This window comes from Streptomyces sp. YJ-C3 (assembly GCF_053891275.1).
Genome location: NZ_CM132685.1, coordinates 2,905,832 through 2,931,751 on the forward strand (window position 1 = coordinate 2,905,832; position 25,920 = coordinate 2,931,751).

A 25,920-nucleotide genomic window follows, 5' to 3' on the forward strand; every position below is an offset into this window, starting at 1 on the left:
GGTAAGGGCCTTGACTAATGACTGTTCGGAGTCGAAGGATCCGTTACCGCACGTGGCTTTCCGGTGATATCTGTTCACTTCGAGGAGAACCCCGCCCATGCCTGTCACTCGCAGAACCGTGCTGGCCGCGGGCGCGGCCGCCTCCGTGGCCGGGACGCTCGCCGTTCCCGCGGCGCATGCCGCCGAGCGCGCCGGCTCCGTCGGACGCCGTACCGTCGAACTCACCGACGGCTGGCGCTTCGCGCTCGTCGACCCCGCCGGCATCGCCGACCCGACCGGCGCCTACGCCGACGCCGAGCGGCGCGGATTCGACGACACGGGCTGGCGCACGGTCGCGGTTCCGCACGACTGGAGCATCGAGCAGACCCCGACCACCGAGCACAACACCACCAGCGGCACCGGGTTCCTGCCGGGCGGACTCGGCTGGTACCGCAAGAAGTTCACCCTGCCGCGCGGCAGTGCGGGCAAGCGGATCTCCGTCGAGTTCGACGGCGTCTACATGGACGCGAACGTCTACCTCAACGGCGAACTCGTCGGCAACCACCCCTACGGCTACACCGGCTTCGCCTACGACATCACGGATCTCGTGCACACCGACGGGGCCACCGCCGACGTCCTCGCGGTCGAGGTCCGCAACCGGCTGCCCAGCAGCCGCTGGTACTCCGGCAGCGGCATCTACCGGCACGCCCGCCTCGTCGTCACCGAGCCGGTGCACGTCGAGCGCTGGGGCACCCAGGTGACGACGCCCGACCTGGCCGACACCCTCGGCCGTGGGTACGCGACGGTCGACGTGCGCACCACCGTCGCCAACGCGTCGGGCACCGCGCGGGACGTCACCGTCGTCTCCACCGTCCGTGACCCCGAGGGCCGGCGCGTCGCGCGGACCGAGTCCGTACTGAAGGGGCTCGCGGACGAGCCCGGTACCGCACACGACCGACTCACTCTCAAGAAGCCGCAGTTGTGGTCCATCGGAACGCCGGGGCACCGGTACACGCTCGTCACGGATCTGCGCGTGGACGGCCGCACCGTCGACACCTACCGCACCCGCTTCGGCGTCCGGCACGCCGTCTTCGACCCCGACACCGGTCTCTCGCTCAACGGCGCACACACCAAGATCAAGGGCGTCGACCTCCACCACGACCTCGGCGCGCTCGGCGCGGCCGTCCAGCCCGACGCCGTGCGCCGCCAGCTGGAGATCATGAAGAGCATGGGCGTCAACGCCCTGCGCACCTCCCACAACCCGCCCGCGCCCGAGGTGATCGAGGCCTGCGAGGACCTCGGCGTCATCTTGCTCGTGGAGGCCTTCGACTGCTGGCGCACCGGCAAGAACACCTACGACTACGGCCGGTTCTTCGACGAGCACAGCGACGCCGACATCGCCGAGATGGTGCGCGCCGCCCGCAACTCGCCCGCCGTGCTGATGTGGTCGATCGGCAACGAGATCCCCGACTCCACCCGCACCGAGGGCGTCGCCATCGCCCGCCGCCTCGTCGACGGCATCAAGGCCCTCGACACGACACGGCCGGTCGTCATCGGCTCCGACAAATACCGCTCGCTGCCCGCCGAGGGTTCCCCCGCCGACCTGATCCTGGCCGGCCTCGACGGCCTCGGCCTCAACTACAACACGGCCGCGTCCGTCGACGCGCTGCACGCCCGCTACCCGCACCTGTTCCTCTTCGAGTCCGAGTCGTCGTCCGAGACGTCCAGCCGCGGCACGTACCAGGAGCCCGAGCACCTCAACACGGGCGAGAACCACACCCCGGGCCGGCGCGCGACGTCCTCGTACGACAACAACCTCGCCTCGTGGACGATGAGCGGCGAGTACGGCCTGAAGAAGGACCGCGACCGGCGCTTCTTCGCGGGTGAGTTCCTGTGGTCCGGGATCGACTACATCGGTGAGCCCACCCCGTACGACGTGTTCCCGGTGAAGGCGTCGTTCTTCGGCGCGGTCGACACCGCCGGGTTCCCCAAGGACATGTACCACCTCTTCCGCAGCCAGTGGACCGACGAGCCGATGGTCCATCTCCTGCCGATGGACTGGACGACGCACGAGGACGGGGCGGAGGTGGAGGTGTGGGCGTACGCGAACGTCGCCGACGTCGAGCTCTTCCTCAACGGCCGTTCCCTGGGCGTGCGGTCCTTCGACGAGAAGAAGACCGTCGACGGCCGGGCGTACCTGGAGACCACGGAGGCGAGCGGCGACGACAAGACCGTCACCTCCGGCGCCTACCCGGGCAGTTACACCAGCCCCAACGGCAGTGCGGGCAAGCTGCACCTGTCCTGGAAGGTCCCCTTCGCGGCCGGTGAGCTGAAGGCGGTGGCGCGGCGGGGCGGGAAGGCCGTGGCGACGGACGTCCTGCGCACGGCGGGGGAACCGCACGCCGTGCGACTGACGGCCGACCGTACATCCGTTGCCGCGGACGGGCGTTCGCTGGTCTTCGTCACCGCCGAGGTCGTCGACGCGCGCGGGGTGCTGGTGCCCGACGCCGAACACCTCATCGCGTTCGACGTCCGGGGCGGCCGGCTGGCGGGCCTCGACAACGGCCGGCAGGAGAGCGCCGAGCGCTACCAGGCCAGTACCCGCACCGTCTTCCACGGCCTGGCGCTCGTGATGGTCCGGGCGGGCACGAAACCCGGCCCGCTCACCGTCACCGCACGGGCCGACGGGCTGCGCGCCGGGAACGTGTCCGTGCGGGTGACCGGCCCGGCCGGCCCGCCCGTCACACCCGCCGGCCCCTTCGCGCCCGACCCGGGCCCCGGCACCCCCGCCCACCCGCTGGCCGACGCCAGTTACTCCGGCGCCACGGACACCCTGCCCGCCGCGATGCTGGACGGTGACCCGGCGACCCAGTGGTCCAACGCCTTCCAGAAGGCCGCCACCGCCCTGCTGCCCGCCTTCAATGGTGCCCGGCCGCGCGACTGGGTCTCGGTGGAGTGGGCGAAGGAGCGGGCGATCGGCCGGGTCGAGATCTCCTTCACCGCCGACGCCCGGCACGCCCGGCCGAAGGCGATCGAGGTGTCGGTCTGGGACGGCGGGCGCTACGTCCCCGTGCCCGACACCGACATCGACTGGGCCACGGCGTCCGGCGAGCCGACCGTCGTCACCTTCGACGCGGTCCACGGGAGGCGGCTGCGGCTGGATCTGGTCAGCGGTGAACCGGGTACGGTCCAGGGGGCGTTCGGGATCAGCGCGCTGGACGTGGCGGAGTCGTGAGCGGGCAGGCCGCCGTCTCGCGTGCTCACAGCCGGACCGACCCGCCGATCAGATGCGCCGCGTGGTGGACCACCAGCTGCAGACCGCCGGGCATCCGGGACGTCGTCACCAGGATCGAGGCCTCTCCGTAGTGGGGATGGCGCAGCCGCCGGGTGTACGTGTCGGACGGGAGGCGGGGCGCGCGGCGCCGCCACAGCGCGGCGCCGACCGGGTCCTCGGCGATCCGGGCGGCCAGCGTGCGCAGCGCGGGATCGGCGGGGATCTGGCCGACGGCGGCGCGGACCCGGGCGACGGCGTCCGCGCGGACCTGCGCGATGTCGGCGAAGCGCCCTGCCGCCTCCGCCGTCAGTGACCACAGCACGAGGTTGCGGTCGCGGCGCGGTATCCGGTCCGGGTCGGTGAACAGCCGGGTCACCGCGGCGTTCGCCGCCAGCACGTTCCAGGCGTGGTCCGTGATGAGCGCCGCGTTCGGGTCCATCAGATCGATGTGGGCGATCTCCTCGACGGTCGGCCGGCGCCGCTCGACGAGGTCGTGCGCGCCGATGCCGGGGCCCGCGGCGAGCAGCAGGAACGTCTCGCGCAGGACGCCCGTCATGCGCAGCCCGTCGGCCACGGTCTTCAGCAGGTCGAGGCCGCCCCCGAGCGGTGCGCCGCTCGTCAGGTCGGCGTAGCCGCGCGGGGTGAGGCCCGCGGCCCGCGCGGCCTGCTCGGCGGTCAGCCCGAGCGCGTCCCTGCGGGCGGACAACAGCGCGCGCAGTTCGGCACTGCGGATGGCGTCGGGACCCTCGTCGGATGCCATGGGACCTCCTTGTCACAGCGATGGCGGCCGGGCCGCTGGTACGGATACGGACATGGGTGATGATGCGGAGCGCCGGGGCGGAGGTTCGTCGTCACCAGCGGTAATCACCCGGAAGAGGCGGCGCCTGTATGCCAGTTCGAGCACCGGCGTGTGAACTGGGACGTTGGCGGAGGGTGCCCGCGCGCCGGGGCGCGGGCCGACTGCGGAGCGTGTCCGGCAGGGCGGACGGACGGCTGATCGGGTGGGTGACGGGCGCGACGGGTATCGGCCTGTGGCCCCGGCGTCCACACACCGGCGCAGTGAACGGGTGTGGGCCGCGTGCCCGTGGGCCGACCCGAGAGGCCTCCGCGTGCCGCCCGGGGCAACGGGGACAACTCCGTGGGAGTCATTGACGCGTTGATTGCGGACGCTTACCTTCTGGTCGGCTTACCGAACCTGATTCGACATACCGAACAGAAGTGAGGTCCGACATGGCTTCCGGCCCCACCAGAAGAGCCCTCATCGGCGCCGCCACCCTGGGCGCCGCGGCGCTCTCCCTCGCCCCGGGCCGCTCCGCCGCCGCACCGCGCGCGGCGGCCCTCGGGCCCCCGATGCCCGCCGCGTGGACCGTGCGCCCCTTCGGCCTCGACCAAGTGGCCCTCGGCGAAGGCGTGTTCGCCGACAAGCGGCGGCTGATGCTGGACTTCGGCCGCGGCTACGACGAGATGCGGCTCATACAGGTGTTCCGCGCCAACGCGGGGCGCCCGACGGAGGGCGCCGTCGCCCCCGGCGGCTGGGAGGGGCTGGACGGCGAGGCCAACGGCAACCTGCGCGGACACACCACCGGACACTTCCTCACCATGCTCGCGCAGGCGTACGCGAGCACCGGCGAGGAGGTGTACGCCGACAAGATCCGCACCATGGTGGGGGAGTTGTACGAGGTGCGCGCCGCGCTGCGCGCCGATCCGACGGCGCCCCGCACGGAGGGCCGGTTCGGCGGCGGTGCCGTCTCGCCCGTCCGGGGCTCCTACCAGTACGTCGACCTGCCGGCCGGCGTCCTCGACGGCGCGAGCGGCGCCCTGACCCTCGCCGCCTGGGTCAGGCCCGAGCACGCCGACACCTGGGCCCGCGTCGCCGACTTCGGCGACGACACCACCCGCTACCTGTACCTCGCCGCGCGCGGCGGCACGGGCGCCCCCCGGTTCGCCGTGACCACGTCCGGCGCCGCGGGCGAGCAGGGCATCGACGGCACGGCGCCGCTGCCCGTCGGCGAGTGGAGCCATGTCGCCGTCACCCTCGGCGACGGGGCCGGCATCCTGTACGTCGACGGGACCGAGGTCGCCCGCACCTCCGCCCTGACGCTGACACCGGCCGCCCTCGGCTCCCTCAAGGACCACTGGCTCGGCCGCTCCCACTACGAGGGCGACCCGGTCTTCGCGGGCGCCCTCGACGAAGTCCACCTCTGGTCACGGGCGTTGAGCGCCGACGAGATCGCGGCGCTCCAGGAACGAACGGCGGCCGAGACACCGGCCGGCGCCGGTGACCTGGCCGCGTACGGCTTCGACGAGAGCGGCGGAGGCACCTTCGCCGACGCCTCCGGGCACGCCGGCCCCGCCTCCCTGCGCCGCACGTGGGGCGGCCCGAGCCACCCCGGCTTCCTGGCCGCCTACCCCGAGACCCAGTTCATCGCGCTGGAGTCGATGACGACCGGTGACTACACCAAGGTGTGGGCGCCGTACTACACCGCTCACAAGATCCTGCGCGGCCTCGTCGACGCGTACGGCGCCACCGGCGACGCCAGGGCCCTCGACCTCGCGGCGGGCCTGTGCGACTGGATGCACTCCCGGCTGTCCCCGCTGCCCGCGGCCACGCTGCAACGCATGTGGGGGATCTTCTCCAGCGGCGAGTTCGGCGGCCTCGTCGAGGCGATCTGCGACCTGTACGCCCTCACCGCAAAGCCCGAACACCTCGCCCTTGCCCGCCTGTTCGACCTCGACAAGCTCATCGACGCGTGCGCCGCCGGACAGGACACGCTCGCCGGTCTCCACGCCAACCAGCACATCCCGATCCTCACCGGCCTGCTCCGCCTCCACGACGAGACCGGCGAGCGCCGCTACCTCGACGCGGCCCGGGGCTTCTGGGGCATGGTCGTGCCGCCCCGCATGTACGCCATCGGCGGCACCAGCGACCGCGAGTTCTGGGGCGAGCGCGACGCCATCGCGTCGACGCTCGGCGAGGCCAACGCCGAGACCTGCTGCGCGTACAACATGCTCAAGCTCAGCCGCCTGCTCTTCCTGCACGACCAGGACCCCACGTACATGGACTACTACGAACGGGCCCTGCTCAACCAGGTGCTCGGCTCCAAGCAGGACAAGGCCGACGCGGAGAAGCCGCTCGTCACGTACTTCATCGGGCTGCGGCCCGGACACGTACGCGACTACACGCCGAAGGCCGGCACTACCTGCTGCGAGGGCACCGGCATGGAGAGCGCCACCAAGTACCAGGACACGGTGTACTTCCGGGCCGCCGACGACAGCGCGCTGTACGTCAACCTGTACAGCGCCTCGACGCTCACCTGGCGGGAGAAGGGCGTCACGGTCACCCAGACCACCGGCTTCCCCCGCGAACAAGGCAGCACCCTCACCGTGCGCGGCCGGGCCGCCGCCTTCACGCTGAAGCTGCGCGTGCCCGCGTGGGCCGCGGACGGCTACCGGGTCACCGTCAACGGGCGCCCGGTGGGCGGACGTTCACCCGAGCCGGGGACCTACCTGTCCGTGGCCCGCACCTGGCGGGACGGTGACACCGTGCGGATCTCGTTCCCGTTCCGGCTGCGGGTCGAGAAGGCCCCGGACGACCCCGCGACCCAGGCCCTCTTCCACGGCCCCGTCAACCTGGTGGCGCGCGACGCCCGCACCACCGCCCTGGAACTGGGCCTCTACCGCAACGCCGCGCTCTCCGGCGACCTGCTGCCCACGCTCACCCCCGTGCACGGCGCACCACTGCACTTCACCACCCCCGAGGGCGTCGCACTCGCCCCCTTCTTCGAAGGCACCGAGGACCCGACCCACGCCTACGTCCGCAGGGCCGAGCCGCGCGTCGTGTTCGGGGGCCTCGACGCGGGAGTCGCCAACCCGGTGCGGGGCGACGGCGTGAGCCTGCTCGACGCCGTGTGGGACGCCGCGCCGTTCCGGAGCAAGGCCGCCCTCGTCGCCCACGTCCGCGCGACGGCCGAGGCATGGCACGCGGACGGGCTGATCACCGCCGCCGACGCGGCGAAGGCCGTCGCCACGGCGAAACGGGCGTCGTACCAGGCCTGACGGACACGGGCCCGGGGCCGGCGGTCACGGCAGCGGCGCCGTCGGGCCTTCCGGCGACGACTGCCGCGCCGACACCACCGACTCGGCCACCGCGCGCACCTCGTCCTCCGGCAGCGCGCGGTAGCCGTCCGCGGTGACCAGGGCGACCGACGGGTAGATACGGCGGCTCAGGTCCGGGCCGCCGGTCGCCGAGTCGTCGTCGGCCGCGTCGTACAGCGCCTGCACCGCCACCGTCGTCGCGTCCGCCGCCGACATCCCCGGCCGGTACAGCTTCTTCAACGCGCCACGCGCGTATGGCGATCCGGACCCGTCGGAGTGGAAGCCGACCGCCTCGTACGGGCCGCCGGTGACGTCGAAGCTGAAGATCCGGCCGACGCCGCGGGCCGTGTCGTACCCCGCGAGCAGCGGCACCACGACGAGGCCCTGCATGGCCTGCGCGAGCTGGTCGCGGATCATCGCGGCCAGCCGCTGCGCCTTCCCGTTCAGGGTGAGCGGGCGGCGCTCCACCTTCTCGTAGTGCTCCAGCTCCCACCGGTAGAGGCGCACCAGTTCCTTCGCGAGCCCCACCGTGCCCGCGAACGCCACCGCGGTGTGGTCGTCGGCGTAGCAGACCTTCTCCAGGTCGCGCTGCGCGATGAGATGGCCCATCGTGGCGCGCCGGTCGCCGGCCATCAGGACGCCGCCGTCGAAGTCCAGGGCGAGCACCGTCGTGCCGTGCGGCAGGTCCCGCGCCGGGCCCGGGCCGAGACCGCGGTTCCACGGCAGGGTGTGCGGGGCCACGCGCTCGACGAGCCGGGTGAACGAGGAACTGCTGCCGTCCAGGAACACGGGCGGCAGGCCACGGGGGTGCTCGGTCATGAGTGCTCGCCTTCTGTCGGACGGACGGCCGGCGATCTGTGATCCGTGATCGCCTCATCATGACATCCCGCGTCGGCGAACGGTCATGGATTGCTTATCAAGTCGCTTGCCAGAAGCGGCAGTTGATTACCGTCCGGGCCGCCGTGCCGGGCCGGCCCTCGCGCTCAGAGCCAGCCGGTCGCCAGCCACGCGGCCACCGCCGCCAGCAGCAGGAGGGCGATGTTCAGCCCGATCACCTTGACCTCGCCGCGCGACAGATGCAGCGCCAGGCCACCGATCTGCACCAGCACCAGGCCGACCGCGGCCGCCACGGCGAGGCCGACCGCTATGCCCGTCAGCGGCGGCAGGACCAGGCCGAGCGCGCCGAGCACCTCCAGCACGCCGATGGCCCTGACGTACGGCATCGGCACCTGGTCGACCCACGCCATCATGGGCCGCAACCGCTCCTGGCTCTGCAGCACCTTCTTGCCGCCTCCGTAGGCGTAGAACAGGGCCAGCAGCGCGGCGACGATCCAGTACGCGACGTGCATGGGGGACCTCCGATGGTTACGAACCGTAAGTTGCCTCATCATGAGTGACCGTCGGGGGGCCTACAAAAGGCACACGGATGTGCGCTACGTACAAGGAGCTGTCGTGGAGGAGTACGAACACACCTGCATGATCCGGGGCGACGGGGGCCGGGCGATCCGCGCGGTCCTGGACCGGATCTGCGACAAGTGGACGCTGCTGATCGTGGCCACGCTCGAGGAGAAGCGGATGCGCTTCACCGAACTGCAGCGGCACGTCCCCGGCATCTCGCAGCGCATGCTCACCCTGACCCTGCGCAACCTCGAACGGGACGGCCTCGTCTCCCGCACCGCCTACGCGGAGGTCCCGCCGCGCGTCGAGTACGCGCTCACGCCCATGGGGGAGAGCCTCATCCCGCCCGCCCTGGCCCTCGCGGGGTGGGCCATCGAGCACAACGCGCAGATCCAGGCGAGCAGAGCCGCGTACGGGACCTAGACGGCGCGCGGAACCTCGCCCACGAACGCGGCGCGGGGTCGGACCGGCGGGCGGCCGGGAGCCGCAGGTCGACGGCGGTCGCCGGTGGTGCGGGGGCGGTCGGCCCGGCCCGGAGCGGGCGGACGGGCGCCCGGGGAGGCTTGTCGGGCGCTACGTTCCCTGGTCATGCGGATCACGAAGTACACCCATGCCTGTGTACGGCTCGAACACGAGGGGCGCGTGCTGGTCGTCGACCCCGGGATCTGGAGCGAGCCGCGCGCCCTGAGCGACGCGGACGCCGTGCTGGTGACGCACGAGCACGCGGACCACATCGACGTCCTGCGCCTGCGGGCGCTCGGTGTGCCGGTGCACGCCCCGGCCGACGCCGACATCCCGGGCCTCGAGGTGCAACGGGTGGCCACCGGGGCGGAGTTCACCGCCGCCGGCTTCCGCGTGCGGGCGGTCGGCGGCCGGCACGCGACCGTCCACGGCGGACAGCCGGACTGCGCGAACCTCGGCTATGTCGTCGACGCGGCCGTCTACCACCCGGGCGACGCGCTGCACGTCCCCGAGGAACCGGTGGAGACGCTCCTCGTCCCGGTCCAGGGCTCGTGGCTGAGCACGGCGCAGGCGATCGACTTCGTCAACGCGGTCGGTCCGCGGCGGGCGTTCGCCGTGCACGACGCGCAGATCAACGAACGCGGACTCAGCAGCGTCAACGGCTGGCTGGCCCGGGACACCGACACCGACTACCGGTATCTGCGGCCCGGGGAATCCTTCTGACCGGCCATCGGAGCACCGGCCATGATCGGCTACGCTGCCGGTTCCTGATGGCAGGTACACGAAGAGGAGCTATGTCCTGGAAGCGGCGTCCGGCACTCGCCGGGCTCACGATGATGCTCGTGGCCGCGCTCGCGGCCTGCGGCGGTGGCGAGGACCGGCAGGCGTCGGCGCACGGCGGGACGGGGAAGAGCGAGAGCTCCCACGCGAGCGGGCACGAGAACGGGCCGGCCGAGGTCGTCGGACTCCGGGACGCCGTACGGCACGTCACCCGCAGGACCGCCACGGGCACCCGGCCGCACCTGGTCAAGAAGTGCGAGACCGACACCCGCAAGGTCAAGCACACCCGGCGCAGCAAGGGCCGCACCCGGACCTGGTACTCCACCGAGAAGCACCAGGACTGCGCGCGAGTGCGCCGGGGCACCGAGAAGTACACGCGCGTCGTACGGCAGGAACGCTGGTGCGTCCGGCTCGACGACGTGAACGGGAAGTCCGGCAAGGACGACGTCTGGTACCGCGTCCGCCCCGCGACCTACCAGAAGGTCGACGGAGCGGACCCGCGCGCCAAAGTCACCATCGAGCCCGTCGCACAGGGCTGCTGAGCGCGCCCCGCGTCACGGGACCCGGACCGCCCGCTGCACCGCCTCGGCCGCGAGCTGCGCGGCGGCACGGCGGGTGGCCGAGGCGAGCAGCTCCGTGCGGATCGGGCCGCCCGCGGCGAGGTGACGGTCGTAGGGCAGATGGACGACGCCGACCCCCGTCTCGCGCAGATGCGCGGTGGCGGTGGTCAGGTCGAGGTTCTGGTCCGGTGAACCGGACGTGAGCGCCACGACGGTGGACGGCAGCGTGGAGTGCGGCAGTCCGGCGAGCCAGTCCAGCACGACGCGGGTGCCGCCCACGCCCTCCGCCGTCATCGGGGCGACGACGATCCGGGCGTGCGCCGTGTCCATGGCCGTACGCGCCACGTCGCCCGGCAGCGTCTCGCAGTCGACGACGGTCATCGCGAAGTGGCGGCGCAGCGCGAGGGTGACGGTGCGGTAGGTGGGGACGTCGAGCGGGGGCCCGACCCGGCCCTGGCTCGCGGGCAGCAGCCAGCCGCCGTCGGGGAGCGGCACCAGGTACCCGGTGATGTCGAGCAGGTGCATCGACGGCTTCAGGATCCGGGCCAGTTCGGTGCACGACCAGCGCACCGACTGGGCGCCGAGCCGCACCGCCAGCGTGCCGAGCGCGGCGTCCGCCTCCAGGGCGAGCACCGGGTCCTGCCGGACGCGCTGGAGCGTGCGGGCGACGAGTGCGGCGGTGGTGGTCTTGCCGACGCCGCCCCGGATGGAGGTCACGGCGACGACCCGGCCCGTGGTCACCGGGTACTGCAACTCCCTTACCCAGCGCGCCTCTTCGCCACCGGCCCGGTCCGACGGCAGCGCGAGCCGCCGCAACGACTGCCCGGAGCGCCGCGCCACCGAGTCGCCGTGCTGCGGCTTGCCGGTGGCCTGCGTGAGCCGCGGGTCGAGGGTGAGCACCGGCTCGGGCGCGGGGAACGCGATCCCGGGCCGCGGACGCACGACCGGCGCCGCGCTTGCCGTCGGGACGGGCGCCGTCGGAGCGGGCGGCGCGGCCGGCAGGGGCGGGGGAGTCATGGCGGGCATGCGTGCGGTGTCCTCGGGGCCCGGCGTCGGTCGGGGCTGGCCCGGGAGCGGCCGGGGTGTGGTGTCGATGTGGGGCACGGGCACGGAGTCGTCGAGGTTCTGCGGCGGCTGGGGTTGGCCCGGGAGGGGCCGCGGTGTCGTGTCGACGTGGGGTGCCGGTGGGGCGTCGGTGAGGTCCTGTGCTGGACGGGGCTGGCCCGGGAGGGGCCGGGGTGTGGTGTCGATGTGCGGCGCCGGCACGGCGTCGGTGGGCCCCTGTGTCGGCTGGGGCTGGACCGGAAGTGGCCTGGGCGTGGTGTCGACTTGGGGTGCCGGCACGGTGTCGTTGGGCTCGTGCGTCGGCTGGGGCTGGACCGGGAGCGGCCTCGGTGTCGTGCCGATGTGCGGGGCCGCCGCTGGGTCCGGGCGGAGGTTCCCCGGGTTGGGGCGGTCCTCGTCGGGACGGCGTACGGGCAGGGGGGACTTGGCGTGGTCCGGGGGCACGCTCTCGCCGTCGCTCTGCACGGGGTTCACCGCGGCGGCCGGGCCGCAGCCCGCATCGGCACCAGCGGACCAGTCATCCTCGCCCCCACGTCGAACATCATCGGCAGACCCCCGGATCGAACCAGTGCGCATTCACTTGTGCCGCGTGCGGTCCCCTGCGGACCACCGGCCGCGAAAGCCTATCTCCCCCGGCCCGGGGGCCCCGCAAAGGCCTGGGCGTTCCGGCCAACGCGGGGACGGGGCGTCACGCCGACAACTGCCGCGCCCGCCCGGCGCCCACCCCCGCGATCCCCATCGGCACGCACAGCACCGCGAGCAGGACCAGGGGCACCGTCCAGCCGCCCGTCGCGTCGTGCAGCGCGCCGAGCAGGAAGGGGCCCGCGGCGGCGAGCAGATAGCCGACGCCCTGGGCCATGCCGGACATCTCGGCGGCGCGGGCCGCGTCGGGGGAGCGCAGCACGATCACCGCGAGAGCCGTGCTGATGAGCAGGCCGGAGCCGAAGCCCTGCATCAGCATCCAGGCGTAGGCGCCGCCGACCGGCGCCACGATCAGGCCGATGAGGGAGACGAGGAAGAGCGCCGTGCCGGTGAGCGCGAACGGGACCTGGTTGCCGGCCCGGCCGACGAGCGCCGTGAAGGCGAGCGAGCCGGCGATGCCGACGAGGCTCATCAGGGACAGCATCCAGCCGGCCTGTGTGCTGGACATGCCCTGGTCGGTGAGCATCGCGGGGATCCAGGCCGCGCACGCGTAGTACTCCAGGGACTGCAGTCCCATGAGGAGCGTGATCTGCCAGGCGAGCGGGGACCGGCGCAGCGGGGTGCGGGCGGCGGCCGCGTCCCCGGTCCCGGCGGCCGGGGTGTCCGCGCGGCGCAGCTGCGGCAGCCAGAGCAGGAACGCGAGCGCCGAGAGCACCGCCCAGACGCCGATCGCCCCGCGCCAGCCGAGCCCGAGCGCGTCGCCGAGCGGCACCGTCACCCCGGCCGCGAGGGCCGCGCCGCAGAACAGGGCCACGGAGTACAGGCCCATCATCAGGCCCGTGCGGTGGTGGAAGTGGCGCTTGATGACGCTGGGCACGAGGACGTTCGAGAGGGAGATCGCCGCGCCGAGCAGGACCGTGCCCGCGAAGAGCGCGGGCAGCCCGGGCGCGAGCCGCACCGCGATGCCCGCCGTGAGCAGGGCCATCATCGCGCCGAGCGCCCGCGTCATGCCGATCCGCCGGGCCAGTTTCGCCGCGAAGGGGGCCAGGAGCCCGAAGCAGAGGATCGGCAGCGTCGTGAGCAGCCCCGCGAGCGAGCCGCTGAGCCCGGTGGAGCGGCGTATCGCGTCGAGCTCGGGGGAGACGGCGACGACACCGGGGCGCAGATTCATGGCGATGAGAAGGACGCCCGCGGCAAGGAGCCCGCCCGCGGTCTGCGAAGGCATGGTCCGGTACGCGCTCCGGGAGGCGGGCCGAGCGGCGGGCTGAGCGGTGGTCGGGGGGTCGGCACTGTGCGGCATGCGAACCAACGTAACATCCCATGTTTCGCTCGATAAGCGCGATAGATAGGGGCGTAACAGGAGAAAAGGGGTGTGATGGCGTGCGCAGATGTGGGATATTTGGCCGTGGGGGATGCTGATCGCGTCCGCCGTGTCCGTACGAGAGAGGCCACCGCCTTGCCCGAAGCAGCACAGTCCGGCGCCACCCTGGTCCAGCGGACCATCGGGCGGATCGAGCGGAGCATCGAGAGCGGCGAGTGGGCGGTCGGGGACCGGATCCCGGCGGAGGGGCAGCTCGTCGAGGCGTTCGGCGTGGGGCGCAACACGGTGCGCGAGGCCGTCCGGGCGCTGTGCCACACCGGGCTGCTGGAGGCGCGCCGCGGCGACGGGACGTACGTACGGGCGGCCAGCGACCTCAATGCCGCGCTCCAACGCCGCTTGCGGCGGGCCGAGTTGAAGCATGTCCTGCAAGTGCGCCTGGCACTGGAGCGGGAGGCGGCGCCCGCCGCCGCCGTGCACCGCGGCGAGGACGACCTGGCCCGCATCCTGTCCGCGCTGCTCGCGCGGCGCCGGGCGGACGAGAGCGGTGACCCGGCCGCGTACGTCGACCGGGACCTGGAGTTCCACCGGGCGGTGGTCGCCGCGAGCGGCAATCCGCTGATGACCGAGCTGTACGAGAGCATCACCGCCTCGGTGCGGCAGAGCATCGAGTCCCTGCGGCCGAGCTGGACGCCCGAGCTGCCCGGTGCCTCCGCCCACGACGATCTGGCCGAGGCGATCGCGCGCCGTGACCCGGAGGCGGCCACCAAGGCGGCCTGGGCGCACACGCAGACCGTCGAGGCGGCCATGGAGCGGATGGCGGAGCGGGGCGAAGCCGACGGGGCGCACGGGGCGTGAGGTCTCCGACTCCTCAACAGGCCGACGTCCAGCCGTAGTTCGTCCACGGTGTGCGGACAATCCGGGACACGGGCACCACCGGCACCCTGGGTCCCGGCGGCATCCGGCAGCGCGGACCGCCTCCGCGTCGACCCCTGTCGGCGGCGCCCGGGCGCGCTCTACCCTGACTGTGCCTCAACGGGCTTCGAGGGGGAGTCGCATGAGCGATGACATCGAGCGCACCCACGACGGCGGTCGACGAGCGAACCCCCCGGGCGGCGGCGAACGCCTGGCCGACTGGGCCGACGGCCGGCTCGGGATCTACCAGCTCGCCAAGTCCCAGATGCGCAAGGTCTTTCCGGACCACTGGTCCTTCATGTTCGGCGAGATCTGCCTCTACAGCTTCCTCATCCTGATCCTCACCGGCGTCTATCTGACCCTCTTCTTCGACCCCAGTACCTCCGAGGTCGTCTACAACGGCTCCTACGAACCGCTCAAGGGCATCATCATGACCCGGGCGTACGAGTCGACGGTCGACATCAGCATGGAGGTGCGGGGCGGGCTGCTCATCCGGCAGATCCACCACTGGGCCGCGCTGGTCTTCGTCGCCGCGATGCTCGCGCACATGATGCGGATCTTCTTCACGGGCGCGTTCCGCAAGCCCCGCGAGGTCAACTGGCTGTTCGGCTGGACCCTGTTGATGCTCGGCATCGTCACCGGGCTCACCGGCTACTCGCTCCCCGACGACCTGCTCTCCGGCACGGGCCTGCGCTTCGCGCAGGGCGCCATCCTGTCGGTGCCGGTCGTCGGGACGTATCTGTCGTTCTTCCTCTTCGGCGGCGAGTTCCCGGGGGACGACTTCATCGCACGGCTCTACCCGATCCACATCCTGCTGCTGCCGGGCATCATGCTGGGCCTCGTCGTGGCCCATCTGATCCTGGTCTTCTACCACAAGCACACCCAGTTCGCGGGCCCGGGCCGCAGCGAGAAGAAGGTGATCGGCGCCCCGTTCTTCCCGATCTACGTGGCCAAGGCGGGCGGTTTCTTCTTCCTGGTCTTCGGTGTGCTGGCGGCCATGGGTGCGATCGCGACCATCAATCCCGTCTGGGCCTTCGGGCCCTACCGGACGGACCTGGTCACGACCGGCGCCCAGCCCGACTGGTACCTCGGCTTCTCCGAGGGGCTGATCCGCGTCATGCCGGGATGGGAGATCAACGCCTGGGGCCACACGCTGCAGTTGGGCGTCTTCATCCCGTTCTCGCTGTTCCCGCTGGTCATGGTCCTGATCGCGGTGTATCCGTTCCTGGAGGCCTGGGTCACCGGCGACAAGCGCGAGCACCACACGGCCCAGCGTCCGCGCAACCACCCGGTCCGCACCGGACTCGGCGTGGCCTGGCTGGCTCTGTACGCGGTCCTGCTGATCGGGGGCGGCAACGACATCGTGGCCACTCATCTGCGCCTGTCCATCAACGCCATCACCTGGTTCGTACGTATCAGTTTCTTCGTCGCCCCGGTCCTCGCGTTCATCGTCACCAAGCGGATCTGCAACGGGCTGCAGCACCGCGACCGCGACAAGGCCTTGCACGGCCGCGAGTCCGGCATGATCAAACGGCTTCCGCACGGCGAGTACATCGAGGTCCACGAGCCGCTCACGCGCGCCGAGTTGTACACCCTGAACGCCCATGAGCAGCCCCAGGCCTACGAGTTGGGGCCGAGCGTCGACGAGAACGGGGTGGCCCGGAAGTTCACCGTGCGCCAGCGGGTGCGTGCCCGCCTCGCCAAAGCCATGTACGGGCCGGGGACTTACGTGCCGAAGGCGACCGCCGAGGAGTACCGGGCGCTGCACGCCGGATGGCACGAGTCCGAGCGGGACCCGTCGGCACACTGACCCTCGGGTGACGGAGCCGGGCGCACGCCACGGGCGCGCGCCCGGCTCCGTCATGTCCGCACCCCGCCGCGAGAGCGTCTGTTCCCGGTCGCCCATCGCTGCTACCTTCTCGTTGACTAACAAACGTTAGGTAGGAAGGTGGCGGAGGCGCTGATGCCTGTCTCCCTCTCGTACGCGGAAGGCCCGTCGGCTGACAAGGCGATCGCTGTCGTCGACGTCGACCACCCGCCGGTCAACGCCCTGCCCGTGCAGGGCTGGTACGACCTCGCGGACACGCTGCGCGCGGCCGGCCGCGACCCCGACGTGCGCTGCGTCGTCCTCACTGCGTCCGGCCGCGGCTTCAACGCGGGCGTCGACATCAAGGAGATGCAGCGCGACAGCGGTCATGCGGCGCTGATCGGTGCGAACCGCGGCTGCGCCGAGGCGTTCGCCGCGGTCTACGAGTGCGAGGTGCCCGTCGTCGCCGCCGTGCAGGGCTTCTGCCTCGGCGGCGGGATCGGGCTCGTCGGGAACGCCGACGCGATCGTGGCGAGCGACGACGCCACGTTCGGCCTGCCCGAGCTGGACCGGGGCGCGCTCGGCGCCGCCACCCACCTGGCCCGCCTGGTCCCGCAGCACCTGATGCGCGCCCTCTACTACACCTCGCGCACCGCGACCGCCGCCGAGCTGCACGCGCACGGCTCGGTGTGGAAGGTCGTGCCGCGCGAACAACTGCGCTTCGAAGCGATGGAGTTGGCGGCGGAGATCGCCCGCAAGGACGGCTCTCTGCTGCGGCTCGCCAAAGCCGCCATCAACGGCATCGACCCCGTCGACGTACGCCGCAGCTACCGCTTCGAGCAGGGCTTCACCTTCGAGGCCAACCTCAGCGGCGTCGCCGACCGGGTCCGCGACACGTTCGGACAGGAGGACGACCGGCCATGACCGACAAGACGATGAGCCCCGAGGACGTCGTCGCGCGGCTGCGCAGCGGCATGACGATCGGCATCGGCGGCTGGGGTTCACGCCGCAAACCCATGGCGCTGGTGCGGGCCCTGCTGCGCAGCGACATCACCGACCTCACCGTCGTCTCCTACGGCGGCCCGGACGTGGGCCTGCTGGCCGCAGCGGGGAAGCTCCGCAAGGTGGTGGCACCCTTCGCCACCCTCGACTCGATCCCCCTGGAGCCGCACTTCCGCGCGGCGCGCGAGCAGGGCCGCATCGAGCTGATGGAGGTCGACGAGGCCATGTTCATGTGGGGCCTGCGCGCCGCCGCGAACCGGCTGCCGTTCCTGCCGGTGCGGGCCGGCATCGGATCGGACGTCATGCGCGTCAACCCCGGTCTGCGGACGGTCACCTCGCCGTACGACGACGGGGAGACGTTCGTCGCGATGCCCGCGCTGCGCCTGGACGCGGCGCTCGTCCACGTCAACCGCGCCGACCGCACCGGCAACGGGCAGTACCTGGGGCCCGACCCGTACTTCGACGACCTGTTCTGCGAGGCGGCCGACGCGGCGTACGTCTCCTGCGAGCGGATCGTCGGCGGCGCCGAACTCGCCAAGGGCGGGCCCCCGCAGTCGCTGCTGATCAAGCGGCACCGGGTCACCGGCGTCGTCGAGACCCCGCACGGGGCGCACTTCACGTCCTGCGCGCCCGACTACGGACGCGACGAGGCGTTCCAGAAGCTGTACGCGAGCACGCCGTTCGAGGAGCTGCGGGCGCGCTTCCTCGACGGGGACGAGACGGCGTACCGGGCCGCGGTCGAGGCCTGGCGGCAGGAACAGGAAGGCGGGAGCACCCGATGACCACCACGACGGACGACGTCGCGGCCGGGGTCGTGACCCGCGCCGACTACTGCGTCATCGCCTGCGCCGAGGCCTGGCGCGGCAGCGGGGAGACGCTCGCCAGCCCCATGGGCCTGATCCCCGGCATCGGAGCGCGGCTCGCCCGTCGCACGTTCGCGCCCGGGCTGCTGATGACGGACGGCGAGGCCATGCTCATCGGCCCGGACGGCGAGCGCGAGGGCTGGCTGCCCTACCGCCAGCACCTGGAGTTCGTCACGCGCGGCGGCCGGCACGTGATGATGGGCGCGAGCCAGCTCGACCGGTTCGGCAACCAGAACATCTCCTGCATCGGGGACTGGCAGCAGCCCGCCCGCCAACTGCTCGGCGTGCGCGGCGCTCCGGTCAACACCCTGAACAATCCGACGAGTTACTGGGTGCCCAAGCACTCCCGGCGGGTCTTCGTGGACAAGGTCGACATGGTGAGCGGCGTCGGCTACGACAACGCCGCCGCGGCCGGGCCGTCCGCGACGCGCTTCCACCACCTGCCGCGCGTCGTCACGAACCTCGCCGTGCTGGACTTCGACACCCCGGACCACGCGATGCGGCTCGCCTCGCTGCACCCCGGGGTCACCGTGGAGGAGGTGCGCGAGGCGACGGGCTTCGAGCTGGTGCTGCCCGACGAGGTGCCGTACACCCGCGAGCCGACCGGCGACGAACTCCGGCTGATCCGCGAGGAGCTGGACCCCAAGGCGCTGCGGCACCGCGAGGTCCCCGCGTGACCGGCGAGGCCGCGCCGCCGGGCCCGGTGTTCGGGACGGCGCTGACCGAACTCACCGGTGTCCGGCACCCGATCGTGCAGACCGGTATGGGCTGGGTCGCCGGGCCCCGGCTCGTGTCGGCGTCCGCGAACGCCGGGGCGCTCGGCGTGCTCGCCTCCGCCACGATGACCGTCGACCGACTCCGGTCCGCCGTAAGAGAGGTGAAGGAACGCACCGACCAGCCCTTCGGGGTCAATCTGCGGGCCGACGCGGGCGACGCGCGCGACCGCGTCCGGATCATCGTCGACGAGGGCGTGAGGGTGGCGTCGTTCGCGCTCGCGCCCTCGCGCGAACTGATCGCCGAGCTGAAGGACGCGGGCGTCGTCGTCATCCCCTCCATCGGGGCGCGCCGGCACGCCGAGAAGGTCGCCGCGTGGGGCGCGGACGCGGTCGTCGTCCAGGGCGGCGAGGGCGGCGGCCACACCGGCGACGTGGCGACGACCGTACTGCTGCCGCAGGTGGTCGACGCCGTCGACATCCCCGTGATCGCCGCGGGCGGCTTCCGCGACGGGCGCGGCCTGGTGGCGGCCCTCGCCCACGGGGCCGCCGGCATCGCCATGGGCACCCGCTTCCTGCTCACCTCCGACTCGACCGTGCCCGACGCCGTGAAGGCCCGCTACCTCGCCGCGGGCGTCAAGGACGTCACCGTCACCACGGCCGTCGACGGGCTGCCGCACCGCATGCTGCGCAGCGAACTCGTCGCCGGACTCGAACGCGCGGGCCGGCCCGCCGCCCTGCTGCGCGCGGTGCGGCACGCGGCCGCGTTCCGCAAGGTGTCCGGCCTCGGCTGGTCCCGGATGGTGCGCGACGGTCTCGCGATGAAGCACGGCAAGGACCTGACCTGGAGCCAGGTGCTGCTCGCCGCCAATACGCCGATGATGCTCAAGTCCGCGATGGTGGACGGCGATCCGAGCGGCGGCGTGATGGCCTCCGGCCAGGTGGCGGGTCTCATCGAGGACCTGCCGTCGTGCCAGGAACTGGTGGACCGGATCCTCACCGAGGCGCAGGAGACCCTGGACCGGCTGCGGAAGCTGTAGGCGCGCGCGGGACCGGACGGGGTGGGCCCGCGGGCCCACCCCCACGGCCTACAGGCGCTCGATGATCGTCACATTCGCCTGACCGCCGCCCTCGCACATCGTCTGCAGCCCGAACCGGCCGCCCGTGCGCTCCAGTTCGTGCAGCAGCGTCGTCATCAGCTTCACCCCGGTCGCGCCGAGCGGATGGCCGAGGGCGATGGCGCCGCCGTTGACATTGACCTTCGCGGGGTCTGCGCCGGTCTCCTTCAGCCAGGACAGGACCACCGGCGCGAACGCCTCGTTGATCTCCACCAGGTCGATGTCGTCGAGCGACATGCCGGTCTTCTTCAGCGCGTACGCCGTCGCGGGGATCGGCGCCGACAGCATCCGGATCGGGTCCTCGCCGCGCACGGAGAGGTGATGGACCCGGGCGCGCGGCGTCAGCCCGTGCTCGCGCACGGCCCGTTCGGACGCGAGGAGCATCGCGGCCGCCCCGTCCGACACCTGCGAGGAGCACGCCGCCGTGATGGTGCCGCCCGGCACGACCGGGGCCAGCGTCGCCATCTTCTCCAGGGTCGTGTCCCGGCGCGGCCCCTCGTCGACGGTGACGTCGCCGTACGCGACCGTCTCCCGCGCGAAACGCCCCTCGTCGATCGCCCGGATGGCCCGCTGATGCGACTGAAGGGCCCACTCCTCCATCGCGGTCCGCGAGATGCCCCACTTGTCGGCGATCAGCTGCGCGCCGTGGAACTGGTTCACGGGCCGGTCGCCGTAGCGGGCCCGCCAGCCCTCGCTGCCCGCGTACGGGCCCTCCGTCAGCCCCAGCGGCTCGGCCGCCTGCCGCGAGGCGAACGCGATCGGGATCAGCGACATGTTCTGCGTGCCGCCCGCGACCACCACGTCCTGCGTGCCCGACAGCACGCCCTGTGCCGCGAAGTGCACCGCCTGCTGGGAGGAGCCGCACTGCCGGTCGATCGTGACGCCCGGCACCTCCTCGGGCAGCCCGGCCGCGAGCCAGGCGGTGCGCGCGATGTCACCGGCCTGCGGCCCGACCGTGTCGAGGCAGCCGAACACGACGTCCTCGACGGCGGCCGGATCCACCCCGGTGCGCGCCATCAGCGCCTTGAGCACGTGCGCACCGAGATCGGCGGGGTGCACACCGGCCAGGCCGCCCCTGCGCCGGCCCACCGGGGTGCGCACGGCGTCCACTATGTAAGCCTCGGGCATGGTCAACTCCTCCTAGCGGTAGGGATGGTGGCGCGGACGGAGATGCCGTCGAGGACCATCGACAGGTACTGGCCCGCGATGGCGTCCGCCGTGTGCCGGCCGCCCGGCCGGTACCAGGACGCGGCCACCCACACGGTGTCGCGCAGGAAGCGGTAGGCGAGGCGGACATCGAGGTCGGGGCGGAACGCGCCCTCGGTGACCCCCCGTTCCAGCGTCGTGCGCCAGGCGTCCTCGAAGCCCCGCTGCGCGTCGGTGAGGAAGGCGAAGCGGTCCTGCGCCGCCAGCTGCCGGGCCTCCTTCTGGAAGACGGCGACCGCGGGGCCGTGCCGGTCGATCTCCCGGAACGACTCCGTGACCAGGGCCCGCAGTGTCTCGCGCGGCCCGAGGGCGGCGTCGCCGAGGACGGTGTCGTACCCGGACCACAGCGCGTCGAGGAACGACCGCAGGATCTCCTCCAGCATCGACTCCTTCGAGTCGAAGTGGTAGTAGAGGCTGCCCGCGAGCAGCCCCGCGCGTTCGGCGATGACGCGGACGGTGGTGGCGCTGTAGCCGAGCTCGGCGAAGACGTCCGCCGCCACGGCGAGCAGTTCGGCGCGGCGGGCGGCCCGCTCAGGCATGCCGGTCGCTGACGGAGAGCACCTCGCCCGTCAGATACGAGGAGTAGCCGCTGGCCAGGAACACGATCACGTTGGCCACCTCCCACGGCTCGGCGTAGCGGCCGAACGCCTCGCGCGACGTCAGCTCCGCCAGCAGCTCCGGCGAGGTCACCTTCACCAGGTGCGGATGCATGGCGAGGCTGGGGGAGACCGCGTTGACCCGGATGCCGTGCGGCGCCGCCTCGACGGACGCGCAGCGGGTCAGCGCCATCACCCCGGCCTTGGCGGCGGCGTAGTGCGCCTGCCCGGCCTGCGCCCGCCAGCCGAGCACGGAGGCGTTGTTCACGACGACCCCGCCCCGGCCGGCCGCCTTCATCAGCCGCAGCGCCGTGCGTGTGCAGCGGAACGTGCCGGTGAGTGTCACGTCGATGACCTTCGCCCACTGGTCGTCGGTCATCTCGGTCAGCTCGGCGGTGCCGCCCAGGCCCGCGTTGTTCACGACGATGTCCAGGCCGCCGTGCTCCCGCTCGGCCAGCGCGAACAGCTCCCGCACCTGCTCCTCGTCGGTGACGTCGCACGGCGTGCCCGCCACCCGGTCGGCGCCGAACTCCTTGCCCAGGGCCTCCACGGTCTCGGCCGTGCGCCGCGCGTGCGCGTCCCCCACGACGATGCGGGCGCCCTCCTCCAGGAAGCGGCGGGCGGTAGCACCGCCGATGCCCGCCCCGGCCGCCGCGGTGATCACGGCGGTGCGCCCGGCGAGCAGCTGGTGACCGGGCTCGTACGGCGGCGGCGTGCTCATGCGCGTACCTCCTAGGGCTCCTCGGGAGGGCCGGGCGGGATCTCGACGGATGTCCGACCCGGAGGCTAATCTACCAAACACTTGTTAGGGAAGGGGAGTTGCCGCATGACCAGCATCGAGGGCGAGGACGTCGTCCGGCACGTGGCCCGGACGAAGCGGGAGGCGCGCGTCTGATGGACCTGACGATCGATTCCGAGGACGCCGCGTTCCAGGACCGGGCGCGCGCCTGGCTCGCCGCGCACGTACCGGACCGGCCCCTGCCCTCCCTGGAGACCGAGGAGGGCTTCGCCGCCCACCGCGCGTGGGAGCGCGAACTGGCCGCCGACCGCTGGTCCGTCGTCTCCTGGCCCGAGCGGTACGGAGGGCGGGACGCCGGCCTCGTACGGTGGCTGCTCTTCGAGGAGGCGTACTACGCGGCCGGGGCGCCCGGCCGGGTCACGCAGAACGGCATCAACCTCCTCGCCCCCACCCTCTTCGACCACGGCACCGACGAGCAGCGCGCCCGCATCCTGCCGCCCATGGCGAGCGGCGAGGTCGTCTGGGCGCAGGCCTGGTCCGAGCCGGAGTCGGGCTCCGACCTGGCGTCCCTGCGCTCCACGGCCCGCCGCGTGACGGGGGGCTGGCTGCTGAACGGGCAGAAGACGTGGTCGTCCCGGGCCGCGTTCGCCGACCGCGCCTTCGGTCTCTTCCGCAGCGACCCCGACGCGGACCGGCCGCACCGGGGACTGACTTACCTGATGTTCGACCTGCGGGCACCGGGCGTCACCGTGCGGCCGATCCCGCGCCTCGACGGCAAACCGGCCTTCGCGGAGCTCTTCCTCGACGACGTGTTCGTGCCCGACGCCGACATCATCGGCGAGCCCGGACAGGGCTGGCGCATCGCCATGTCGGCGACCGGCAGCGAGCGCGGCCTCACCCTGCGCTCGCCGGGCCGGTTCCTGGCGAGCGCCGAACGGCTGGCACGGCAGTGGCGGACCGTCGCCGACCGGGCCGACCCGGCCGGCACCGCGCTGCGCGACCGCGTCGCCGACGCCGTGATCGGCGCCCGCGCCTACGAACTGTTCACCTGGACCCACGCCTCGCGCGCCCTCGACGGCCAGGACATCGGCGCGGAGTCCAGCCTCAACAAGGTCTTCTGGTCCGAGTACGACGTGGCCCTGCACGAGACGGCCCTCGAACTCGACGGCGCGGAGGGGCTGCTGGCGGACGGCGGCTGGGCGGAAGGCTATGTCTTCTCCCTCGCGGGGCCGATCTACGCCGGGACGAACGAGATCCAGCGGGACATCATCGCCGAGCGGCTGCTCGGCCTGCCGAAGGGACGGCGCTGATGCGTTTCCTCCTCGACGCCGAGCAGCGGGAGTTCGGCCGCACCCTCGACGCCCTGCTCGGTGCGGCGGACGTCCCGGCGGCGGCGCGCGCGTGGGCCGCGGGCGACCCGTCCCCGGGCCGGGCGCTGTGGCGCCGCGTCGCGGACACCGGCCTGTTCACGCTCGCCGTCCCCGAGGAGTTCGACGGCCTCGGGGAGATGCCTGTCGAACTGGCCGTGGCCTTCGAGCAGTTGGGACGGCACGCCGTACCCGGCCCGTACGCGGAGACCGTGGCGGTGGCCTCACTGGCCGCGGGCCTCGCGCGCGCGGGCAGCGACGGGAAGGCCGTCCTGGACGGCCTGCTCACCGGCGAGACCCTGGCCACGCTGAGCCTTCCGGACACCGGTCCGTACGTGGTGGACCCGGACGCGGCGGACGTGCTGTGGGCGGTGGAGCGCGGCGATGCCCCGCCCTGGACGGTGCGGGCGGCCCCCGGGCACGGCACGGTGCGCCCCGGCCTCGACGCGGCCCGCCGGTACGCGGAGCCGCTGCCCGGCGGCGACGTCCTGGCCGAGGGGGAGTCCGTCCGCCAAGCGGCCCTGCACGCCGCCGCGCTCGCCCGCCTCGCCACCGCCGCGCAGGCCCTCGGCGTCGCCCGGGCCCTGCTCGACCGGACGGTCGCCTACGTGAAGCAGCGCACCCAGTTCGGGACCCCGATCGGAGCCTTCCAGGCGGTCAAGCACCGGCTCGCCGACACCCTGATCGCCGTGGAGTTCGCCCGCCCGCTGGTCTTCGGCGCGGCCCTGACGGCGCGCCCCGCGGACCTGGCCGCCGCCAAGGTGGCCGCGGGCGAGGCCGCGTACACGGCGGCCCGCACCGCGCTCCAGCTCCACGGCGCGCTCGGCTACACCGCCGAGTTCGACCTGAGCCTGTGGCTCACGAAGGCCCGCGCGCTGCGCGACGCGTGGGGGACGCCGGGGGAGTGCCGGGCCGAAGTGCTCGCCGCCGGATGACAGGTGGTGAACAGGCGGCACGGAGGGGCCGCGCCGGGTGACCACCGGGCGCGGCCCCTCCGCGAACGCGACGAGGGGGGCACTCTCGCTCACGCCGTCCCGTCCCGCCGGTCCAGGGCCGGCATGCGGCCCGCCGACGCCCCGCCGTCCACGGTGAGTTCGGCGCCGGTGAGGTACGACGACTCGGCGGAAGCGAGGAACGCCACCAGTCGGGCCACCTCCTCCGGTTCGCCGACCCGGCCGAGCGGCGCGGCCGGATGGGCCCTGCCCTCGACATGAGCGATCATCGGGGTCGCGATGGCGCCCGGGTGCACCGAGTTGACGCGGATGCCGTCCCGGCCGAGTTCGAGCGCCGCCGTCTTCGTCAGGCCGCGCAGGCCCCACTTGGCCGCCCCGTACGCGCCGTGCCCCCAGATGCCCTGCATCCCGGCCTGCGAGGAGATGTTCACGATCGAACCGCCGCCCGCGGTGCGCCGCATCACGGGCGCCGCGGCCCGGATGCCGAGGAACGGGCCGGCCAGATTGATCCGCAGGATCCGCTCCAGCTGCTCCGGATCCTCGTCGACGATCGGTGAAGTGGTGTAGATCGCCGCGTTGTTGACGAGGATGTCGAGCCGCCCGAAGGCGGCGACGGCCTCCTCGACGGCCGTGTCCCACGCCGCCGCGTCCGACACGTCGAGCGCCACGAACCGCGCCGTGTCCGCACCGAGCGAGGCGGCGACGGCCCGGCCCTCCTCGTGCAGGACGTCGCCGAGGACGACGCGTGCGCCGCGCGCGGCCAGCAGCCGGGCCTCGGCCTCACCCATGCCGCGCGCACCGCCCGTGATCAGCGCGACCCGGCCCGTCAGATCGCCGACCGGCCCGGCGGCCGGCGGCCGCGCCGTCTGCGTCAGGCCCATCGGCTGCGTCGGCTCTGCCGGCTCTGCCGGCTCCAAGGGGGCCAGCGATTCCAGGGGTTCCGGTGACATCGGCTGCCCTTCCGTCCGTGGATGGTCGCGCGCGATTGTGCCCGCATCCGCTTCAAAGGGGCAGAGCGAGATCCGACGCGGACGGACGCGTGCATCGCCCAGCGACGACCGGCCGTCG

22 protein-coding genes are annotated in these 25,920 nt (G+C 72.9%); 13 read left to right on the forward strand and 9 right to left on the reverse strand.

Annotation, left to right across the window (positions count from 1 at the left end; all coding sequences use genetic code 11):
- The first annotated feature begins 97 nt into the window (after positions 1 to 97).
- Positions 98 to 3,214, forward strand: coding sequence for a sugar-binding domain-containing protein (locus tag ACVHNB_RS12750; protein WP_456228094.1), 3,117 nt, complete (start codon positions 98 to 100; stop codon positions 3,212 to 3,214).
- 25 nt (positions 3,215 to 3,239) lie between these two features.
- Here ACVHNB_RS12750 and ACVHNB_RS12755 read toward each other — a convergent pair whose 3' ends face one another.
- Positions 3,240 to 4,013, reverse strand: coding sequence for an MmyB family transcriptional regulator (locus ACVHNB_RS12755; protein ID WP_456228095.1), 774 nt, complete (start codon positions 4,011 to 4,013; stop codon positions 3,240 to 3,242).
- Between the two features lie 470 nt (positions 4,014 to 4,483).
- On the opposite strand from ACVHNB_RS12755, the gene ACVHNB_RS12760 reads away from it, so the two are divergent.
- The gene (locus ACVHNB_RS12760) at positions 4,484 to 7,309 is read left to right on the forward strand and encodes a beta-L-arabinofuranosidase domain-containing protein (protein ID WP_456228096.1); all 2,826 of its coding nucleotides are present in this window, start codon (positions 4,484 to 4,486) and stop codon (positions 7,307 to 7,309) included.
- Positions 7,310 to 7,333: 24 nt separating this feature from the next.
- Here the strand turns inward: ACVHNB_RS12760 and prcB are convergent, their stop codons facing one another.
- Together prcB and ACVHNB_RS12770 are read right to left on the reverse strand one after the other, a co-directional pair.
- Complete coding sequence (gene prcB, locus ACVHNB_RS12765; protein ID WP_456228097.1) at positions 7,334 to 8,167, reverse strand: proteasome subunit beta; 834 nt, start codon at positions 8,165 to 8,167, stop codon at positions 7,334 to 7,336.
- Positions 8,168 to 8,331: 164 nt separating this feature from the next.
- A complete protein-coding gene (locus ACVHNB_RS12770) occupies positions 8,332 to 8,697 on the reverse strand; it encodes a DoxX family protein (protein WP_428951200.1) in 366 nt (121 codons plus the stop codon).
- A 103-nt stretch (positions 8,698 to 8,800) separates the two neighbouring features.
- On the opposite strand from ACVHNB_RS12770, the gene ACVHNB_RS12775 reads away from it, so the two are divergent.
- From ACVHNB_RS12775 to ACVHNB_RS12785, 3 genes are all read left to right on the forward strand, one after another.
- Positions 8,801 to 9,169 (forward strand): winged helix-turn-helix transcriptional regulator, encoded by a 369-nt coding sequence (locus ACVHNB_RS12775; RefSeq protein WP_428951199.1) that lies wholly within the window; start codon positions 8,801 to 8,803, stop codon positions 9,167 to 9,169.
- 165 nt (positions 9,170 to 9,334) lie between these two features.
- Positions 9,335 to 9,931, forward strand: a complete 597-nt coding sequence (locus tag ACVHNB_RS12780; RefSeq protein ID WP_456228098.1) for an MBL fold metallo-hydrolase — start codon at positions 9,335 to 9,337, stop codon at positions 9,929 to 9,931.
- Positions 9,932 to 10,002: 71 nt separating this feature from the next.
- Positions 10,003 to 10,530 (forward strand): hypothetical protein, encoded by a 528-nt coding sequence (locus ACVHNB_RS12785; RefSeq protein WP_428951196.1) that lies wholly within the window; start codon positions 10,003 to 10,005, stop codon positions 10,528 to 10,530.
- A gap of 12 nt (positions 10,531 to 10,542) precedes the next feature.
- Here the strand turns inward: ACVHNB_RS12785 and ACVHNB_RS12790 are convergent, their stop codons facing one another.
- Together ACVHNB_RS12790 and ACVHNB_RS12795 are read right to left on the reverse strand one after the other, a co-directional pair.
- Positions 10,543 to 12,078 carry a hypothetical protein gene (locus ACVHNB_RS12790; RefSeq protein ID WP_456228099.1) on the reverse strand — a complete coding sequence of 512 codons (1,536 nt, stop codon included), beginning with the start codon at positions 12,076 to 12,078 and terminating at the stop codon, positions 10,543 to 10,545.
- Between the two features lie 223 nt (positions 12,079 to 12,301).
- Positions 12,302 to 13,480: a CynX/NimT family MFS transporter gene (locus tag ACVHNB_RS12795; protein WP_456228100.1), complete on the reverse strand. Its 1,179-nt coding sequence runs from the start codon at positions 13,478 to 13,480 to the stop codon at positions 12,302 to 12,304.
- Between the two features lie 231 nt (positions 13,481 to 13,711).
- On the opposite strand from ACVHNB_RS12795, the gene ACVHNB_RS12800 reads away from it, so the two are divergent.
- The 6 genes from ACVHNB_RS12800 (at position 13,712) to ACVHNB_RS12825 (ending at position 19,913) form a co-directional block, all read left to right on the forward strand.
- Positions 13,712 to 14,431: a FadR/GntR family transcriptional regulator gene (locus tag ACVHNB_RS12800; RefSeq protein WP_428951193.1), complete on the forward strand. Its 720-nt coding sequence runs from the start codon at positions 13,712 to 13,714 to the stop codon at positions 14,429 to 14,431.
- Between the two features lie 199 nt (positions 14,432 to 14,630).
- Positions 14,631 to 16,298 carry a cytochrome bc1 complex cytochrome b subunit gene (qcrB, locus tag ACVHNB_RS12805; RefSeq protein WP_428951191.1) on the forward strand — a complete coding sequence of 556 codons (1,668 nt, stop codon included), beginning with the start codon at positions 14,631 to 14,633 and terminating at the stop codon, positions 16,296 to 16,298.
- Positions 16,299 to 16,451: 153 nt separating this feature from the next.
- Entirely contained in the window at positions 16,452 to 17,219 is a 768-nt protein-coding gene (locus ACVHNB_RS12810) for an enoyl-CoA hydratase family protein (protein WP_456228101.1), read from the forward strand.
- Positions 17,216 to 18,079 (forward strand): CoA transferase subunit A, encoded by an 864-nt coding sequence (locus ACVHNB_RS12815; protein WP_428951188.1) that lies wholly within the window; start codon positions 17,216 to 17,218, stop codon positions 18,077 to 18,079. Before ACVHNB_RS12810 ends, ACVHNB_RS12815 begins: the two co-directional genes overlap by 4 nt.
- Positions 18,076 to 18,837: a CoA-transferase subunit beta gene (locus ACVHNB_RS12820; protein WP_456228102.1), complete on the forward strand. Its 762-nt coding sequence runs from the start codon at positions 18,076 to 18,078 to the stop codon at positions 18,835 to 18,837. Before ACVHNB_RS12815 ends, ACVHNB_RS12820 begins: the two co-directional genes overlap by 4 nt.
- Before the next feature lie 86 nt (positions 18,838 to 18,923).
- Complete coding sequence (locus tag ACVHNB_RS12825) at positions 18,924 to 19,913, forward strand: NAD(P)H-dependent flavin oxidoreductase (RefSeq protein WP_428957479.1); 990 nt, start codon at positions 18,924 to 18,926, stop codon at positions 19,911 to 19,913.
- A 48-nt stretch (positions 19,914 to 19,961) separates the two neighbouring features.
- Here the strand turns inward: ACVHNB_RS12825 and ACVHNB_RS12830 are convergent, their stop codons facing one another.
- From ACVHNB_RS12830 to ACVHNB_RS12840, 3 genes are read right to left on the reverse strand one after another with little or no spacing between them, the layout of a single operon-like run.
- Entirely contained in the window at positions 19,962 to 21,119 is a 1,158-nt protein-coding gene (locus ACVHNB_RS12830) for an acetyl-CoA C-acetyltransferase (RefSeq protein WP_456228103.1), read from the reverse strand.
- A gap of 2 nt (positions 21,120 to 21,121) precedes the next feature.
- The gene (locus tag ACVHNB_RS12835; RefSeq protein ID WP_456228104.1) at positions 21,122 to 21,736 is read right to left on the reverse strand and encodes a TetR/AcrR family transcriptional regulator; all 615 of its coding nucleotides are present in this window, start codon (positions 21,734 to 21,736) and stop codon (positions 21,122 to 21,124) included.
- The gene (locus ACVHNB_RS12840) at positions 21,729 to 22,514 is read right to left on the reverse strand and encodes an SDR family oxidoreductase (protein WP_428951184.1); all 786 of its coding nucleotides are present in this window, start codon (positions 22,512 to 22,514) and stop codon (positions 21,729 to 21,731) included. Before ACVHNB_RS12840 ends, ACVHNB_RS12835 begins: the two co-directional genes overlap by 8 nt.
- Before the next feature lie 173 nt (positions 22,515 to 22,687).
- Between ACVHNB_RS12840 and ACVHNB_RS12845 the strand changes: the two genes are divergently transcribed.
- Together ACVHNB_RS12845 and ACVHNB_RS12850 are read left to right on the forward strand one after the other, a co-directional pair.
- Positions 22,688 to 23,842: an acyl-CoA dehydrogenase family protein gene (locus ACVHNB_RS12845; RefSeq protein WP_456228105.1), complete on the forward strand. Its 1,155-nt coding sequence runs from the start codon at positions 22,688 to 22,690 to the stop codon at positions 23,840 to 23,842.
- Positions 23,842 to 24,834: an acyl-CoA dehydrogenase family protein gene (locus ACVHNB_RS12850; RefSeq protein WP_456228106.1), complete on the forward strand. Its 993-nt coding sequence runs from the start codon at positions 23,842 to 23,844 to the stop codon at positions 24,832 to 24,834. The genes ACVHNB_RS12845 and ACVHNB_RS12850 overlap by 1 nt, the downstream gene beginning before the upstream one ends.
- A gap of 89 nt (positions 24,835 to 24,923) precedes the next feature.
- On the opposite strand, the gene ACVHNB_RS12855 is transcribed toward ACVHNB_RS12850, so the two are convergent.
- Positions 24,924 to 25,733: an SDR family NAD(P)-dependent oxidoreductase gene (locus ACVHNB_RS12855; protein ID WP_428957478.1), complete on the reverse strand. Its 810-nt coding sequence runs from the start codon at positions 25,731 to 25,733 to the stop codon at positions 24,924 to 24,926.
- Positions 25,734 to 25,920: the final 187 nt, after the last annotated feature.